This window comes from Flavobacterium defluvii (assembly GCF_900129555.1).
Taxonomy (GTDB): Bacteria; Bacteroidota; Bacteroidia; order Flavobacteriales; family Flavobacteriaceae; genus Flavobacterium; species Flavobacterium defluvii.
On record NZ_FQWC01000009.1, the window covers coordinates 140,620 to 156,476 of the forward strand.

Annotated in this window: 16 protein-coding genes; 5 read left to right on the plus strand and 11 right to left on the minus strand. The window is 36.1% G+C overall.

Going from position 1 to position 15,857, the window contains the following annotated elements; all coding sequences use genetic code 11:
* The first annotated feature begins 12 nt into the window (after positions 1-12).
* The 5 genes from BUC29_RS17975 to BUC29_RS17995 are packed head-to-tail and all read left to right on the plus strand — an operon-like array spanning position 13 to position 4,317.
* Complete coding sequence (locus BUC29_RS17975; RefSeq protein ID WP_073417648.1) at positions 13-855, plus strand: STAS domain-containing protein; 843 nt, start codon at positions 13-15, stop codon at positions 853-855.
* A gap of 15 nt (positions 856-870) precedes the next feature.
* Positions 871-1,269, plus strand: a complete 399-nt coding sequence (locus tag BUC29_RS17980) for an STAS domain-containing protein (protein WP_073417558.1) — start codon at positions 871-873, stop codon at positions 1,267-1,269.
* The gene (locus BUC29_RS17985; RefSeq protein ID WP_073417559.1) at positions 1,250-1,666 is read left to right on the plus strand and encodes an anti-sigma regulatory factor; all 417 of its coding nucleotides are present in this window, start codon (positions 1,250-1,252) and stop codon (positions 1,664-1,666) included. Before BUC29_RS17980 ends, BUC29_RS17985 begins: the two co-directional genes overlap by 20 nt.
* The gene (locus BUC29_RS17990) at positions 1,659-2,672 is read left to right on the plus strand and encodes an ATP-binding protein (protein WP_073417560.1); all 1,014 of its coding nucleotides are present in this window, start codon (positions 1,659-1,661) and stop codon (positions 2,670-2,672) included. Before BUC29_RS17985 ends, BUC29_RS17990 begins: the two co-directional genes overlap by 8 nt.
* A 4-nt stretch (positions 2,673-2,676) precedes the next feature.
* On the plus strand, positions 2,677-4,317 hold the full coding sequence (locus BUC29_RS17995; protein ID WP_073417561.1) for a sensor histidine kinase: 1,641 nt from the start codon (positions 2,677-2,679) through the stop codon (positions 4,315-4,317).
* A 29-nt stretch (positions 4,318-4,346) separates the two neighbouring features.
* On the opposite strand, the gene BUC29_RS18000 is transcribed toward BUC29_RS17995, so the two are convergent.
* The 11 genes from BUC29_RS18000 to BUC29_RS18050 all read right to left on the minus strand — a co-directional run bounded on the left by BUC29_RS18000 (position 4,347) and on the right by BUC29_RS18050 (position 15,857).
* Positions 4,347-5,159, minus strand: coding sequence for an SDR family NAD(P)-dependent oxidoreductase (locus tag BUC29_RS18000; protein ID WP_073417562.1), 813 nt, complete (start codon positions 5,157-5,159; stop codon positions 4,347-4,349).
* A gap of 149 nt (positions 5,160-5,308) precedes the next feature.
* On the minus strand, positions 5,309-5,896 hold the full coding sequence (locus tag BUC29_RS18005) for a TetR/AcrR family transcriptional regulator (protein WP_073417649.1): 588 nt from the start codon (positions 5,894-5,896) through the stop codon (positions 5,309-5,311).
* Between the two features lie 96 nt (positions 5,897-5,992).
* Entirely contained in the window at positions 5,993-6,475 is a 483-nt protein-coding gene (locus BUC29_RS18010) for a cupin domain-containing protein (RefSeq protein WP_073417563.1), read from the minus strand.
* 84 nt (positions 6,476-6,559) lie between these two features.
* The gene (locus BUC29_RS18015) at positions 6,560-8,020 is read right to left on the minus strand and encodes an FAD-binding oxidoreductase (protein WP_073417564.1); all 1,461 of its coding nucleotides are present in this window, start codon (positions 8,018-8,020) and stop codon (positions 6,560-6,562) included.
* Positions 8,021-8,058: 38 nt separating this feature from the next.
* On the minus strand, positions 8,059-8,796 hold the full coding sequence (locus BUC29_RS18020) for a Dabb family protein (RefSeq protein WP_073417565.1): 738 nt from the start codon (positions 8,794-8,796) through the stop codon (positions 8,059-8,061).
* Positions 8,797-8,835: 39 nt separating this feature from the next.
* Complete coding sequence (locus BUC29_RS18025; protein ID WP_073417566.1) at positions 8,836-9,858, minus strand: heme-binding protein; 1,023 nt, start codon at positions 9,856-9,858, stop codon at positions 8,836-8,838.
* Between the two features lie 51 nt (positions 9,859-9,909).
* Positions 9,910-10,272, minus strand: coding sequence for a putative quinol monooxygenase (locus tag BUC29_RS18030; RefSeq protein WP_073417567.1), 363 nt, complete (start codon positions 10,270-10,272; stop codon positions 9,910-9,912).
* Positions 10,273-10,513: 241 nt separating this feature from the next.
* The gene (locus tag BUC29_RS18035; RefSeq protein ID WP_073417568.1) at positions 10,514-11,776 is read right to left on the minus strand and encodes a ferritin-like domain-containing protein; all 1,263 of its coding nucleotides are present in this window, start codon (positions 11,774-11,776) and stop codon (positions 10,514-10,516) included.
* Positions 11,777-11,782: 6 nt separating this feature from the next.
* Complete coding sequence (locus BUC29_RS18040; RefSeq protein ID WP_073417569.1) at positions 11,783-13,663, minus strand: GMC family oxidoreductase; 1,881 nt, start codon at positions 13,661-13,663, stop codon at positions 11,783-11,785.
* A gap of 16 nt (positions 13,664-13,679) precedes the next feature.
* Positions 13,680-14,102 (minus strand): sugar dehydrogenase complex small subunit, encoded by a 423-nt coding sequence (locus BUC29_RS18045; protein WP_073417570.1) that lies wholly within the window; start codon positions 14,100-14,102, stop codon positions 13,680-13,682.
* A 513-nt stretch (positions 14,103-14,615) separates the two neighbouring features.
* Entirely contained in the window at positions 14,616-15,857 is a 1,242-nt protein-coding gene (locus tag BUC29_RS18050) for an MFS transporter (protein ID WP_244160846.1), read from the minus strand.

The window sequence follows — 15,857 nt, forward strand, 5'->3', positions numbered from 1 at the left end:
CAAATTAATCAAATGCAAAACAATGTACTAGGTGTCTTAAAAGAGCACGAAAACAAATTATTAACTATATGGTCTCAAATTCTTCAGGATAGCGGATCTGGTGACGGAGCTATGGAAGAAGAAGAGTCGAAAGAATTTGCTTCTCTCTTTTTGAGCGCATTAGCAAAATCGGATGAAAAAAATGAACAATCTCAGGAATTTGAAAAAGTAGAGGATCTTATAGTTGGAATCTCATCTTCGAGAGGAAAACGCGGGTTTTCGCCAAGAGAAAATGCGCAATATTTATTATCTTTTAAAGAAGCAGCTTCACAAATTCTTTCAGAATTAATAAAAGATCCTGCCCAGCTTTATGAAGCAAATCTAAAATTCAGTGCTATTTTAGATAATTTAATGATTATGACCTTCGAGTCTTTTATGAAAGGAAGAGAAGATGTTATAGCAAGGCAGGTTGATGAAATCAGCGAAATATCGACTCCGGTTATTGCCGTTTGGGAAGGAATTGTTGCATTACCGATTATTGGAACTTTAGATAGTTCGAGAACACAAACTGTAATGGAAAACCTTTTACAGCAAATCGTAGACACAGGAAGTTCTATCGCTATTTTAGATATCTCAGGAGTTCCTGCAGTAGATTCTCTTGTAGCACAGCATCTTATAAAAACTGTAAGCGCAACACGCTTGATGGGAGCCGAATGTATCATTAGCGGTATTCGTCCCGAAATTGCACAAACAGTAGTACATTTAGGAATTGATCTAACAGGCATTACTACGAAAGCATCTCTGGCAAGCGCCCTTCAAACAGCATTTGATATGCTGCAGCTTTCTGTTGTGAAAAGAAGAAAAATTGTAGATTAAGATTTTATTATTGATATGGAAAGAATTCCTATACTTAAAATGGGGGATTTTTTGCTTGTGACGATACAAGTAGATTTATACGACCAGCTTGCAGAAAACCTCGAATCAGATTTAATAAATACAATAAGTAAACATAGTTCAAAAGGAGTGTTAATAGATATTTCGGCAGTTTCTATAATAGATTCTTTTATGGGGCGTATCTTAGGAAATATTGCGGTAATGTCCAGAATACTTGATGCACAAACTGTTGTTGTAGGGATGCAGCCTGCTGTGGCGATTACTTTAGTTGAATTAGGATTATCTTTAAATGGAGTCATAAGTGCCCTGAATGTTGAAAAGGGAATGGATTTACTGCGCTCAAAAATGCACTATAGTGATAACGAAGAGCAGGAATATGACGACAACAACGAATAATAAAGAAGAGGCTCTAATCTTAAGAGAGCAGGATGTTGTACCGCTCCGCAATCGTGTTAAAGAATACGGTGTAAAGATTGGTATGAGTATTCTTAATCAAACTAAACTCATTACTGCTACAAGCGAACTTGTCCGTAATCTTCTTAAATATGGAGGAGGTGGAAAAGTCATTATAGAATCTGTCAGTAATGGCCGTGATAATGGCGTGCGTGTAACTTTTATTGATAATGGACCCGGAATTGCCGATATTGATCTGGCAATGAAAGATGGTTACAGTACAGGAAAAAGTTTAGGTTTAGGATTACCCGGAACAAAAAGACTTGTCAATGAATTTGACATTAAATCAGAACTAGGAAACGGTACCACCGTTACTATAACAAAATGGAAAAATGGATAATACGTTTTCCACTTATAAAATAGACGACCGGAGCTTAATCGCTTTTATAAAAAGAGAAATACATAATCTTGCACTTCAAATTGGTTTTACTCCTCACAGAGCTGCCGAGACTGATATAATTGTTGCCGAATTAACTTCTAATCTTATGAAATTTGCAAACGGAGGCGAACTGCTTTACCGTGCGCATTTACAAGACGATCAAAACCAAATTGAAATTTACTGTCTTGATAATGGAATTGGATTTGAAAACGTTGCAAAAATCATGAACGATGGCTATTCATCTTCTAATACACTAGGACATGGCTTGGGTTCAATAAAAAGATTAAGCAATGATTTTCAGATATATTCTATGAAAAATTGGGGCTGTGTGCAATATGTAAAAATCTGCGAAAAACCAGAATATATTGTTCCTCCTTTTCAAAGCGGACTTAATTATTCTACGATTGCGGTTAATTATCCGGGAGAAAAACTCTGCGGTGATGGTTATTATATTAAGCAGTCTAGAAAAGGTTTTCAAATATTTGTAGGTGATGGACTGGGACATGGCGAAAGCGCAAATGAAGCAGTCGAATTAGCAATTAAAATTTTTAGACAGTCTGTAGAATTTCAACCTGCAGAAATCCTCAGAGAAATACATACCAAAGTAAAAAAAACCAGAGGACTTGTTGCAACAATTGTTTCTGTAGATTATACATCTCAAGTTTGGAATATTTGTGGTATTGGCAATATTAATACCCGAATTTATACCGGTTTAGAGAATAAAACATATACTCCGTATAATGGTATTCTGGGGCATAATATTCCGCGCACTTTAAGCAGTACAATTGTTCCTTACAAAAAACATCAAATCATCATTATGCACAGTGACGGACTGCGTACAAGATGGCATCTAAATGAGTTCACGTCTATTATAAAACAAAATCCGGGTATAATTGCATCTTCTATTTTCAAACAAAATATAAGAGGAACTGATGATGCAACAATTTTTGTGGGTAAAATAATGTAATGCCATGAAAGAGATCGTACAAATAAATCTTGATAATGAAATGGACCTGATTCTGGCCCATAAACGCTGTATGAAAATTGCCGAAATGTGCGGTATGCCGTCATCTTTTCAAACCAGATTTTCGACTGCAGTTTCTGAAATTGCCAGATCTTCTATTGCAAAAGGTAAAGATTCCCTGCTTGTTCTGGGCATTAATATTATCAAATCTACTCAAAAAGAAATTGTAGCTATTATTACTGATATCGTAGATTTAAAAAGCTGCAGTCCGGAAGCTTTTAATTATGCATCGAGAATTTCGGGTAACTTTGAATATAGTTATTTTGATAATAAATCGACGACCACAATAAGTCAGCCAATTGCATCGCCGGGACTTCTTTCAGAAGCAAAAATAAATAGTCTCGTAGATTACTTTAAGTTTGAACCGCCATTATCGCCTTATGATGAAATCAGAAAGAAAAACATCGAATTAATTGCACTTTCAGAAAAACTTACAGAAAGCGAAAACAAATACAAACAATTAGCCAATACAATCCCGATATTAATTTGTGTAATCAACGAACGAAATAATGTTCTTCTTACAAATGAATCTTTAGAAAGTTATTTAGAATTACCGCTGCTTGCTTTCGACAGGAAAAACTTAAGCAATTTTGTACATCCTGAGAACATTGAAGGAATACTGGAAGGCTGGAACAGGGCAAAATCAAACCGATCTGATTTTTTAGCAGAAATTAGAATCAAAAAAGGGACAGAATATATCTGGCATGTAATTTCAATAATTCCTAACAAAGCCGAAGATGGTAAGTTTAACAGCTGGCTTGTTTATTTTGTGGATATCAATGCGCAGAAAATGATTGTCGAAACCTTAAAGGATAATACCGAATTAAAAGCCATTCAACGCGAATTAGAAAGTGCCAACTCAAAACTTGTCTTTAAAAATAAAGAGTTAGAACAGTTTGCCTACATTGCAAGTCATGATTTGCAGGAGCCTCTTCGAAAAATAATGATTATGCTTTCGCGTGCCGGAGAACATTTAAGCGAACATCAAAAGAAAGAATACTATTTTGACCGAATTACTTTAGCTGCCGGAAGATTATCAAATTTAATTACCGATGTTCTTAATTATTCTAGAGTAGATAATAGAAATCAGGTATTTAGCGAAGTCGATCTTAATGAAACCCTTTCTGAAATTTTAGGAGATTTGAGTCTTGTTATCGAAGAAAAGAATGCATTAATTGAAATAAAACCACTTCCTACTGTTTTTGGACTTGATACACAGCTTCGTCAGCTATTTTATAATTTAGTCAATAACGCACTAAAATTCAATACTTCACAGCCGTCGGTTACAATTTCAAGTACAAATATTCCGCCGGACAATAGTGTAATTTCGCCTGAAAACTATCATATCATTTCAATCGCAGATAACGGAATTGGTATGGACAGTCAATATTCAGAACGAATATTTGATATGTTTCAAAGGCTTCATGAACGCGATCAGTATGGTGGAAATGGTATTGGACTTGCCTTATGCCGACGCATTATTGAAAACCATAACGGAAGGATTAACTTTATAAGTAAACCCGGAGAAGGAACCGTTTTTTGGATTTATCTTCCAAAAGAAATAGTAAATAAAAAGGCAGTTCAATAGAACTGCCTTTTTATTTAAAACCGCATGTATTATCCGTGAGCTTCAACAGAGACATCAGCCCATTCTTCCCATGTTTTTAGTTTTTGCTCGTAAGTTTGTTTAGCAAATGGTAAAGCTACTTTTCCTAAAAATAAACGTAATGGCGGGTTTTCAGCTTCAACAAGTTTAATGATTGCCGGAACAGTTGCTTCAACTTTTCCAAAAGAATCAGGATCGTGTCCGTCTGCAATTGCTTTTTTGATTCCGTCATAAGCAGGAATACTTTCGCTGTGGAAACCATTATCCCAAATGTCAGTATAATACCCGTTTGGTTCAACCAAAGAAACATTGATTCCGAATTGTTTAACTTCAGATGCCAAAGTTTCACTTAAGCCTTCTACAGCAAATTTTGATGCATTATAAAGTCCGATAACCGGTAGAGTAGCAATTCCCAAAATAGACGAAACCTGAATAATATGACCGCTTTTTTGGTTTCTCATAATTGGTAAAACAGCTTGAGTTAACCATAAAGTTCCGAAGAAGTTTGTTTCAAATTGTGCTCTTGCTTCAGCTTCACTAGCTTCTTCAACTGCACCGTTTAATGCATAACCTGCATTATTGATTAAAATATCAATTGTTCCAAAGTGATTTTTTACTTTTTCAACAATAGCAAATGATTCTTCACGTTTGTTAACATCAAGTTTTAGAGGCAAAACAGCATCTCCGTATTTTGCTTTTAAATCGTTTAATGTTTCAATATTTCGTGCTGTTGCAGCCACTTTATACCCTTTTGCTAAAAATGCTTCAGCCCAGGCTTTTCCAAATCCTTTTGATGCTCCTGTTATTAAAATTGTTTTTGACATGATTTCTAATTATTAATTGTGAATTGTTAATTGTTAATTGTTAATGTTCTTATTTAATTGGTATTGTAATTTTTATTGAAATTGATTTTTGAAATTTAAATTGTTATTTACAAAAATGACTGATCGGTCATTTTTTTAATAAAAAAAAATTAGAGGCAGTTTTCGTCTATTAAATTTTTAAGAATCCTGCAGATAACTTCCATTTTATCATTATTTCCAGACATTCTAGACATTAAATGACCGCCTTCAAGCATTGCAAAAAGTGCTGTTGCAAAATCAGATGCAACAAACGATTTTTTAAATTCTCCGTTTGCAATTCCTTTTTCTATAATTCCTGTGAGCAAATGCTGGCCAGAACGTATAACAGCATTTACTTTCTCTTTTACAATTGGATTTGTGTCATCAGCTTCAGTTCCAAAATTTAAAAGCGGACATCCTCCATAAACCGGCGGCTGAAGCGGATCGCTAAAAAAATCGATATAGGCAAACAATTGTTCTTTTGATGTTTTGTACTGGCTTACTGCATTTTGAATTTTTGAGTTTAGCATTTTGATATTATGATCAACAGCTGCACAAGCCAGAACTTCTTTATTTTCAAAATGGACGTACATGCTTCCTTTAGACAATTTGGTTGCCTCCATAATATCGCTCATAGATGTGGCAGCAATTCCTTTTGTATTAAATATAGGAGCGGCTTTTTCTATAATAAATTGTCTGGTTTCTTCACCCTTTGCCATGATTGCTTTCATTTAACGGCACAAATATATGACCGATTGGTCATATTTACAAATAAAAATAAGTTTATTTTTTAAAAAATTTGAAAATGTGCCTGTTTATGAGGGATTAGTAAGGGCTGTGATTAACTTTTTTTGTTCCGGATATTGTGCAATAAGTGTGTCACGATCTCCCAAAAAGTAATCTTTTGGATTAAAAGGCGGTGCCATCGATACGCCCATTAAACTCCACGAATCTTTACTTTTAATTCTGGAACCAATCCAGGTTCCGCCCGGAATTACTTTCATTGGTTTTCCGCCTTTGGCAATTTCATTACTAAAAATACAAACCTCAGATTTTGGATTATGGCCTTCCGGATATAAAAGAAGCATTTCTACAGGTTTTCCCGCATAAAAATGATATAGCATATCGCCTGTAACTTTGTGCATAATAGAGCAGCGTGAATTATCCAAAAAATAATAAATGGCGCTGCAAGGCGAATTTTCTACAGGCGGAATAGGATAGGTATTTGCAAAATAACCGCCTTCGGTACTGTTTAACTGTAAATTAAGCAGTTTGATTATTTCTGATGCTGGTGACATAATTTAGATGTTTAATGGTTTGTTAGAAATAATAAATCCCCGAAGATTTATACAAAAACTTCGAGGATTTGGGTTAGTAAGGAATTAAACTCGGGTTCGGTTTATAGGACTTATATCAGTAAGTTCTTTTGTTGGATTAAAAGTAGAACCAACGCTTTGCTGGAAATTAAAATAATTGTTTGGATCAACTTTCTTTTTAATTTCTAAAAGGCGCTTGTAATTGCTTCCATAATATTGTTCCGTCCAATTGTGCTGCAGCGGATCAATATAATTTACATATGCTCCGGTAGAATTTCCTGCATCAGATAATCTTTCGAAGAATTCATACGCCCATTCTACATTTTTTAATGTATCGCCAGGTTTGTCCAAATCCCAAATTGATTTAATTTCCGGAATAAAACGGCTGTTTCTGTGTACATATGCTGTAGCGTCCGAAGCGATATTTTCGATTGCACCGCCGGCATGTGTCCAAACAGCAAAACTTTCTGGAGAAGGCGCTTTGCTCATCGACTCAACAATAACTTTTGCTACTTTATTATTCATTCCGCCTTTTGGAAGAACCGTCGAGCGGATATAGGAACTTCTTCCGGCAACTCTTGTCGTGTAACCGTTATAGAATTCCCAATCTGGAAGTGTCATGTTGAATAAATCGGCATTAATTGGTTTTAGTTTTAAAAGTCCTTGCAGCAAATCAATTCCTTCGTCGCAGTCACCATTAAAAACCGGAGTTAAACCCAGCACTTTTACATTGGTAGTTTTATCAATTAAATCTTTTTGATTTCCCATAAAACCATAAACGGCCATTGCATTCGGTACGGTTTCAACCCAGTCGTTGTAATATCCCAAAACATCTTCGGCCATTTCGAGAGGATAACGAATTTGTCCAACCAGCATTTTTTTGCTTAATGGCTTACGAACTCGCATTTCCATTTCGACTACAATACCGAAATTTCCACCGCCGCCTCCTGAACACGCCCAGAAAAGATCGATATCTTCTGCCGAAGTACTGTGAACACCAATATGGCGTAATTCTCCGTCAGGAGTAACAATCTTTAAACTTTCAAGATTATCGATACTCATTCCATACGAACGTGAAACAAAACTATAGCCGCCGCCAAGCATGAATCCCGGAGGCGCAACAGTAGGGCAGCCGCCGCCAACAGGGATTAATCCTGTGTTTGTTAACTGCATAAATTTGTAAACATCGTACCAGATTACGCCCATTTCTGCCGTAACGGTTTCTTTTTTAGGGTCGAATGTTATTTTGTTTAAATTTTTCATGGCAATAACAACGCCGCCTTCATTAAGACAATATCCAGCTGCGCTGTGTCCTCCGCCTTTTATTGAAAATTGAAGATTGTTAGTAATGGCAAATTTCAATCCCAGTCTAACATCTTCAACAACAGCCGGAAAAATGATTAATCGTGGTCTAAACTGGATTCTTCCGTTGTCAATTTTAATAACATCTTCATATTCTGAATCGCCCGGCTGAAGCACATAACCGCTCAGTTCACGAACTAATTCCTGAATTGCTGTTTCTATCATGATTTTTAGTTTTTGGGGTTAATTTTATTTTTGATGGATTATCTCGTAAGCGAATACACTTTTGACTGATATTTTAAATAAGAATCAAAAATGTACGTGTTGTCAATCATTCCGGCAGTTGCAGGGAAAAATTCGTCGTGTTTTTTGCTTTTCAGATATTCATCGTATGCTTTTTTACTTTCGTAAATAATAGAAACCGCAACGTCAAAATTTCGAACAGAAACATTTCTTTTAATATCTGTTAATCCGCCTGTTGTAAACTGTTGAATTCCCGGATGTCCTGATAAGTATTCTACACAGATATCGGTAAATTTTTTAATGTTTTCCGGAGATTTATCTTTTAGAGAGAAATACAGATTGTGAAACAAACTCTGAGGATAATTTCCATCGGCTCCAATTGTCTGCGGTTCCGAAGAATTTCCGCCAATAATAAGATTTGTAACATAAGCGTCCATAACACGTCTTGTTGTGCCCGGAACCCATCGGTTTACATCTATAACAAATTGATTGTGTGCTGAATCATTTGAGTTATAAACATTAAAAGCATCTTCATTTACAAAAAGCTGATGCATGGCAATGTCATAATTAAGATCATTTTCCGGACGAACCATATCATCGGCTCTTACACCAATCCAGAACGAAATCATTCCGACAGATTCAGAAAGATATTGTCTGGCTTCGGCCATGTAAGCTTCTACAATGCCCCGAGTATTACTTGTCCCTAAGTTAAAGTACGTGCTGTGCAGTAACATAGGGGCTTTGTTAGTATTTTCCATTTTAATTTCTTTTAAATGTTTTTAAGCTTTCTTCAGAATTTATGATTCCTGAAGACGGAGTGTTGCTACTGAAATATGCGGCCATTTAATTTCTACAACGCTTCCATCTGGGGCAAAAACGGGGAAATCAAGAATTACGGTTTGGGTATATTGCAATTGAAGGAAAGTTGAACCATCAGTATTTTGAACAGTTTCTATCCAGAAAATTGCAGAAAGACTATTAGCGTTGGCATTTACGTTTACAAACGGAATATTCGTAATACCGCCAACAGGAGCAGTCGCGCCCGGAGTTGCTACGCCGTCAATTGGATTTGCATCTAAAAAGATCACAACGGTTTTAATGATGTTTTGTCCTTTTATGGCATTTTCTAAAAGAATATTCGGATTCATGATTACTTCTTTCGGAATTCCCGGAGGCGGAACAGCGTTTACCAATTGCGATAAATAGGTTTCGCTTGTGTCGTTTACTCTTTTTCCGTTTACAATAAAAAACGGCGTAGGGTCGGCCACTTCAAATTGTGGCGGGCCATCCACTGTAAAAAAAGTTCCTTGTGCTAAAATTGAATCTCCGTGCGGAATTGAACCTAATCTGGCGATACTTGGCTGTACCGCCGGATCAGTGCCACTTGGAAGATTTAAGAATAATCCCGTTTCTAAATGAATTCCGTTTTGACCGCTCGGAAGATTAACATCGTCTACCTGCTGTAAATAGTGTAAACCCTGAAATGCGATATCAGCCTGTGCATTTCCGCGGTTGATAATATCACCTCCAATTGAAGAAAATGTAAAAGTTTCTGCGGTTGAGTTTAAGATGATTTTGAATTTATCAGCCGGAGGCGGTCCCGGTTTTGCCTGGTTCATATTTGGAACTTCAATAATATTGAATCCGGGACCAACCCAGGTTCCAACCAGCGTTTCTAATACACCAAGATTAACAGGTTCTGTTTGTACAGCTTCGGCTTTAAATTTTGATTTTAAACCTTTGTTTACTGGTTTTGCTTCTAACTTTTCTAAACCTGACAGGTTCAGGTTTGCTAACGGATTGTTTTGTTCTAATGCCATTTTATTTTTCTTTTATTTGATTGTTTTTGATGGGTTAAATTGTTTTAGGATTTAAAGTGCTTTTCGGCTAAATCCCTGAATCTGAAATAATACTTCAGTGGTCATGAAAACATTTGGCGGGCTATTAAAATCACTTAGAAATAAATCGCCGTAGTTTTTTACAAATTCGGTGAATATGGGACCGTTTACATGTTTAAAAAATGCATCTTGGTTTTCATAAACTTCCCAGAAAATTACCTGACCTTGCGGTGGAGTTGGAAGACTTTTTTGGTTGAAATCCGGAACGTGAACCATATACAATAAAGTTTCCGGTTCGTTTTCCTGAACATCTTTTGCTAGTTGAACTAAAGCAGCTTTTGCTTTGTCTTCATTTCCGGGCAGAATGGTCCATTTTGCTTCGAGTGGGTAATACATAGTTTTTTAGTTGTAATTGTTGATGGTTTATTGTTAATTGTTAATTGTTAATGGTTAATTGTTATGTGCCGTTAGGCACTTTATATCGGTAGAAAAAAAATGCGTTTAAATAATTCAAATGTGCCGTAGGTACTAAACTGCGTACCTATGGCACGCTAATGAACTTCAGATTTCTTTTTTTTCGATATTTTGTGTCTATTGACACATTCAAACTTTTAATCCATAACTCTTAACTCTTCATTTACACTTCTACATATTCAAATGTTGGTCCTGCGCATTCGCCATTATCAAACGGGATGTTTAATAATTCCAATGCTTTATATTTAAGTTCATACATTACTGTAATTCCTTTAATTAAGAGTTCAGGTTCGCCGCTTACTGCATCGTTAATTCCGTTTAGGAGCTGTACATATACTTTGTTGAAGTCTTTTGCTTTTTCCAATAATTCGGGATTGTTTTCGTAATCTTTCATTTTTGGATTGGCTTTCATATTGTAAACAGAAGACCAGCTTACAGTAAATGGTTTTCCTGTCGGGATACTTTTTACAGGCATTTGAAAATTGGTATCATTGGCGCTGTACATTCTTCCATAACAGATTTCCTGAAATTTGAAGTAATGTGCATATTCAATGTCTTCTCCAAATAAAACCTGTTCTGTAGCTATAGTTCCGTCAATTCCTTCTCCCTGACCAACAATTTCTCCAATCGCTTCTTCGGCGTCTTCATAAGTAACAACTTTGGTAATTTTACCACCGCTTCCATAATAATGTTCGGCTGTTATTTGACGTTTAGGATCTCCAATGAAAATTCCGCCCGGAGTACTTTCGTTTAAACGAAGCAAACCGTAACGAATCGCTTCATAAAATTGTCCGATACTATCAAAATGCCCTGTAATTGGCGCTTTAGGATCTGATGGTCTTTCAATTGTAGAAAACTCATCTAAAGCTTCTCTTGAGAATTTTAAAAGATGAACTTCAAACGGAGGTGAACCTTTTGGAACTTCAGGAACAATTCCGCCCGGAAGTGGAGTAGGGTAAACCGGAATAATGTCTTTTACATTAAAAAGTTTATCACCTTTTTTAATGGTTTTTGGATCTGTAATTGCGTTTAGAATATTTGATACCAAAACCATGTGCAGCATTTCTTCTACGACAACACTTCTAATAAGTGCCGCCGCTTCGACATTACTTCCTTCCTTAATGGTATAAAGTCCGCATAAATAGGGAGGAATTGTAGAAAGCTCTAATTTTAAAGCAGTTCTAAGACAATCCTGAAGATGTTTCAAGTCCTTAATGTAATTTTTTACATCTCTTTTTGACATTTTCAACGAAATCCCTTTTGCACTTTTGGCAGTTATTGCCGGCGCTGCACTAAGTTCATTATCAGCAATAAAGGTATTATCTGTACTGACAGAATAAACTTCTTCGTTAATATCCAGATCGGCAATTGGTTTAATTAGCTTTTGACGATTTGGATTGTTCTTTTGAAATAATTTATTTTCCATAATTAGTTATTGTTCAAGTTGTTGAAGGATAGCTTCTGCCGCTTTAAAAGTTAAGGCAGACATTGTTAGAGTAGGGTTTGAGGTTCCAAGAGTCGGCATATTTCCACAGCCAACCAGGTAAAGGTTTCCGTGATCCCAGGTACGCATGTTAGCATCTACAACAGAATCATCTTTGGTGAATCCCATTCTGTGTGTTCCAACAATGTGTCCGGCACCTGCAAAAGTGTATCCTTTACCTTTGTAAGTCACATAATCGGCATCTGAAGCCGGATTGTATGACGTAAAATCTTCGATACCACACTGGCTGAACATCTGCTCAGAAACAATTCCTGTTGCTTCAAAAGCTTTCAGCATGTATTCTGTTGCTTTGTAGTGAATTACAGGTCTGTAATTATCAATATTATCTTTGTATTCAGGATCGATTGTTACACGGTTATCAGGATCCGGAGCCTGTTCGCATTCAAAATGAGTAAAGAATTGTCGCGTTACGATATCTTCAATTTTTGCACGAAGTTTTTTTCCAATAATACCTTCACTTACAGCATTCACAACATCTGTTGCAGGTGATCCAGTTGGCCAAGCCCAGCCCCAGTTGTCTAATGGAAGAATCCATGCGGCATGATTTTTACGGAATTCTCCGTCTCTAAAAGTTGGAATATTCGAAGTTGAACCTGGTCCGCGATATGGGTAAATACGCTCTTTTGCTAATCCCCATCTCAAAACCGTCATGTGATCCATTAAATTTCTACCAACCTGATCGCTGCTGTTTGCTGCTCCCGAAGCCAGTAATAATTTGGCATTTTCAATTGCGCTGCAGGCCATTACATACAAAGTTCCTTTTGCCGTATGCGTTTCATATTCAGAAGAACTGCCTTTGATGTACGTTTTATATTCAACACCGCTAATCCAGTTTGAAGTTTCGTTAATTAATAATCGGGAAGCTACAGATTGTGTTTTTACAACAAGATTTCCCATATCACATTTTTTGAATGTTTTCAGGGCATTGTATTTTGCCTGAACCGGACAAATTGGTACACAGCTCGCATTTCCTTCGCAGCGCTGACCCGTATATTGATCCCAGTTTGCGCCAACAGGATCATATTCGCCAGCCTCACTTTTTATAAGATCTAATGTTTTAGTGGCACGATTCCATTCAACACCTCTAATATTGTAATCAAGATTAGGAATTGAATTTCGACCCTGCGGAGTACTGATACAGTATAATTTATACTCTTCATCATTAAGGATAATTTTACTGTTTTCATCAATTACTTTTTTCATAACACCATCAAGATAACTTGTTGGTATAGCTTTCATTGGGAAAACATAATCTTTACCGAAAATGTTTTTTTGTTCGATAGGATAATTTTGATCGTTTACGTTTCCTGAAACTCCAATTTCGTTTTCAGCCATTTGATAATAGCGGTTCATATCTTCGTATTTAATTGGCCAGTCAACGCCAACACCGTATTTAGATTTCATTACAAAATCATTTGGCAGCATTCTAAGTGTGGTTCCCAGCCAGTGCAGCGTTGTTCCGCCCGGAGCTCTTGTATTATCAGATGCAAAAGGAAGCGGTCCCATTTGTACTAAATATCCTTTTGTTGAAGGTCCGTTTTTTGGAATTTTCTGAATATCCAGGACATTGATTGAAGGTGCGTCTTTTATATTTGGGTAAGGTGCATTTGGAACTTTTGCAGAAGCGTTATAAAACGTGTTAAGATAATCCTGATAGTTTCTATAATTAGCATCCTGATCCAGTGCTATACCTGCAGAAAGACCTGCTTCGAGCATTAAAACTTTCTTACCTGCATTAGTAAGAACCTTAGCTACTATTGATCCTGCAATTCCAGAACCAACAATTACTACATCATAATTATTTTCCATTTGAATACCGTTTTGATTATGAATTTTTTACTGTAAGCGGACGTTCTGCCCATGAGCCGTAACCAGGCTGTTTTGCTCCGGGCGGATGTGTATGCGCAGCATTCCACATAAGACCCTGAATGTAAGAAGCTGATGAAATTACCTCGCTTCCCCAGTTTCCGGTATACCAAAGGATGATAATGTTTGCAGCAAGTCCATTGTAAGCAGATGCGGCCATAAATTGTGAGGCCAAAGCAGCTTCAATGTCTTTTTGTGATTTGTCGTTTAACAATACATGAACATCAAGAAAAAAGTAGTCAATGTCTTGTTTGTCTGTGTTTTTCTGGATGGTGTTGTAGTAGGTCTCCAGCATTCCGGTTGCTTTTAGTTCGGTTTTACTGAAACCGGTAAGAAGAGCCGAAACCTCTAAAAAGAGTTTAGTGTGGGAATTAGGTTCCATGGTGTTAGTTTTTTGGGAATTAAAGGGTTAAACATTGGTTTTTTGTTAATGGTTTAATGTTTAAGTCCAATATGCTAACATAGTACGTTGAGTATAGATGTGCTGATTGCTCCAGAAGTAAAGACAAGCTTACATCATTGGCTGTTTCTGCAGATTTGAAGTATAAGTATAGTAGCGTTACTTTACCTCGACACAGTAGTATTAGTTTTTATATTGAGCTTTGTTTTTCTACTAAAATTACTGGAGATATAAGGTCGAGATTGATAAATTGACACAAGAGTAAGATTTTATGTCATAAAAGGTTAGTTTTAAAGTATGAAAACTTTTATAAAAATAAATTAGTTGTTAAAAAAATGGTTTATTGATATTTGTATTTAAAACTAAAAATATTCAAAACAAGAGTTTAAACTTTTACGTCTTTTTTTTAATTTAAAATGGTTTAAATCATTTCACTTTTTTGCAAAAAAAAACTCCCAAATTGCTTTGGGAGTTTTTAGTATTTAAAAGTTTGAATTATAATTTATTTACTTTTTGATCAACAATTTTACTTACTCTGTAAACTAAGTAAATGGTAATTAACATAATTCCAGAAGCTACCATTGCGAGAATATCGTAATGCTCAAGCGGCGCATAACTGTCTTTTTGATAAATGATTAATCCGGCAATTACAGCTCCGAAACCTCCGGCCATTTGCTGTAAAGATGAATTGATACTCATAAAGGCACCGCGATCCTGCGGATCAGGAACTGCAGAGGTCAAAGTTGTCGACGGAACCATTCTGCTCATGATGGTTGCCATCATAAAGACATTTATAATCAAGACTATATAGAATGGAGTTGGTCCAAAGTGAGAATAAATATTAATTAAAATCACGGCAGATACAGTAGCAAATGCAAAGATTTTGAATTTATTTACCCTGTCGCTTAATTTACCAATAAACGGCATGGTTATAAGAGTTGCAATTCCGGTAATCATAAACAATAAAGGTAATTCTTCATTAGTTACTTTAAGGTTATTAATGGCAAAGGCGCTTCCAAAAGGCATCATCATAAATCCTCCAACAGAAAGCAGGGCAGTAGCTAAAAATCCTACCTGATAATTCTTTTTAGAAATTGTATGGAATAGGTGCAGTATTGCCGTTTTTTCTTGTTTTAATTTTAAATGTTCATTTACTGGTTTTAATCTGATGTATAAAATTACTGTAATGATTGCGGCCATTGCTGCAATCCATAAAAAAGGAACATGCCATCCCCATGCATTTGCAATGTATAAACCAATCGGAATGCCAAGAACCTGGCTTACGCCGAATCCCATCTGAATAAATCCCATTACTTTTCCTCTTTGCTGTAAGCTGAATAAATCTGCCACAATAGCAAGAGAAATAGACCCAATTACACCACCAAATAAACCGGTAAAGATACGTGCGGCAACCAATAAATAAAAGTTAGGCGCAAGGGCACAAAATAAAGTACCAATCGTAAAGCCGATGTAAAAGAAAAGCAGTAGCTTTTTACGGTCAAATTTATCTGCAAATCCAGCCGTTAGTAAACCTGAAATCCCGGCACTGAAAGCATATGCAGAAACGGCAATACCAAATTGAGATGCCGTAATTTTTAAGGTTTTCATCATAATATCTCCAAGCGGTGACATTACCATAAAATCCAGCACAACAGTAAATTGTGTCATGGCTAAAAGAAATATAACCAGTTTTTGATAGCCATTAAAACTTGGTGTCTGAGTTTGTTTTTCGTTCAT

Bases quoted from the DNA above. Each gene is read 5' to 3' on its own strand.
- BUC29_RS18025 (WP_073417566.1), bottom strand. From the start codon at position 9,858: ATGGCATTAGAACAAAACAATCCGTTAGCAAACCTGAACCTGTCAGGT.
- BUC29_RS17980 (WP_073417558.1), top strand. From the start codon at position 871: ATGGAAAGAATTCCTATACTTAAAATGGGGGATTTTTTGCTTGTGACG.
- BUC29_RS18030 (WP_073417567.1), bottom strand. From the start codon at position 10,272: ATGTATTACCCACTCGAAGCAAAATGGACCATTCTGCCCGGAAATGAA.
- BUC29_RS18050 (WP_244160846.1), bottom strand. From the start codon at position 15,857: ATGAACGAAAAACAAACTCAGACACCAAGTTTTAATGGCTATCAAAAA.
- BUC29_RS18040 (WP_073417569.1), bottom strand. From the start codon at position 13,663: ATGGAAAATAATTATGATGTAGTAATTGTTGGTTCTGGAATTGCAGGA.
- BUC29_RS18015 (WP_073417564.1), bottom strand. From the start codon at position 8,020: ATGATAGAAACAGCAATTCAGGAATTAGTTCGTGAACTGAGCGGTTAT.
- BUC29_RS18000 (WP_073417562.1), bottom strand. From the start codon at position 5,159: ATGTCAAAAACAATTTTAATAACAGGAGCATCAAAAGGATTTGGAAAA.
- BUC29_RS17985 (WP_073417559.1), top strand. From the start codon at position 1,250: ATGACGACAACAACGAATAATAAAGAAGAGGCTCTAATCTTAAGAGAG.
- BUC29_RS18005 (WP_073417649.1), bottom strand. From the start codon at position 5,896: ATGGCAAAGGGTGAAGAAACCAGACAATTTATTATAGAAAAAGCCGCT.
- BUC29_RS17975 (WP_073417648.1), top strand. From the start codon at position 13: ATGCAAAACAATGTACTAGGTGTCTTAAAAGAGCACGAAAACAAATTA.
- BUC29_RS17990 (WP_073417560.1), top strand. From the start codon at position 1,659: ATGGATAATACGTTTTCCACTTATAAAATAGACGACCGGAGCTTAATC.
- BUC29_RS18035 (WP_073417568.1), bottom strand. From the start codon at position 11,776: ATGGAAAATAAATTATTTCAAAAGAACAATCCAAATCGTCAAAAGCTA.
- BUC29_RS18020 (WP_073417565.1), bottom strand. From the start codon at position 8,796: ATGGAAAATACTAACAAAGCCCCTATGTTACTGCACAGCACGTACTTT.
- BUC29_RS18045 (WP_073417570.1), bottom strand. From the start codon at position 14,102: ATGGAACCTAATTCCCACACTAAACTCTTTTTAGAGGTTTCGGCTCTT.
- BUC29_RS18010 (WP_073417563.1), bottom strand. From the start codon at position 6,475: ATGTCACCAGCATCAGAAATAATCAAACTGCTTAATTTACAGTTAAAC.
- BUC29_RS17995 (WP_073417561.1), top strand. From the start codon at position 2,677: ATGAAAGAGATCGTACAAATAAATCTTGATAATGAAATGGACCTGATT.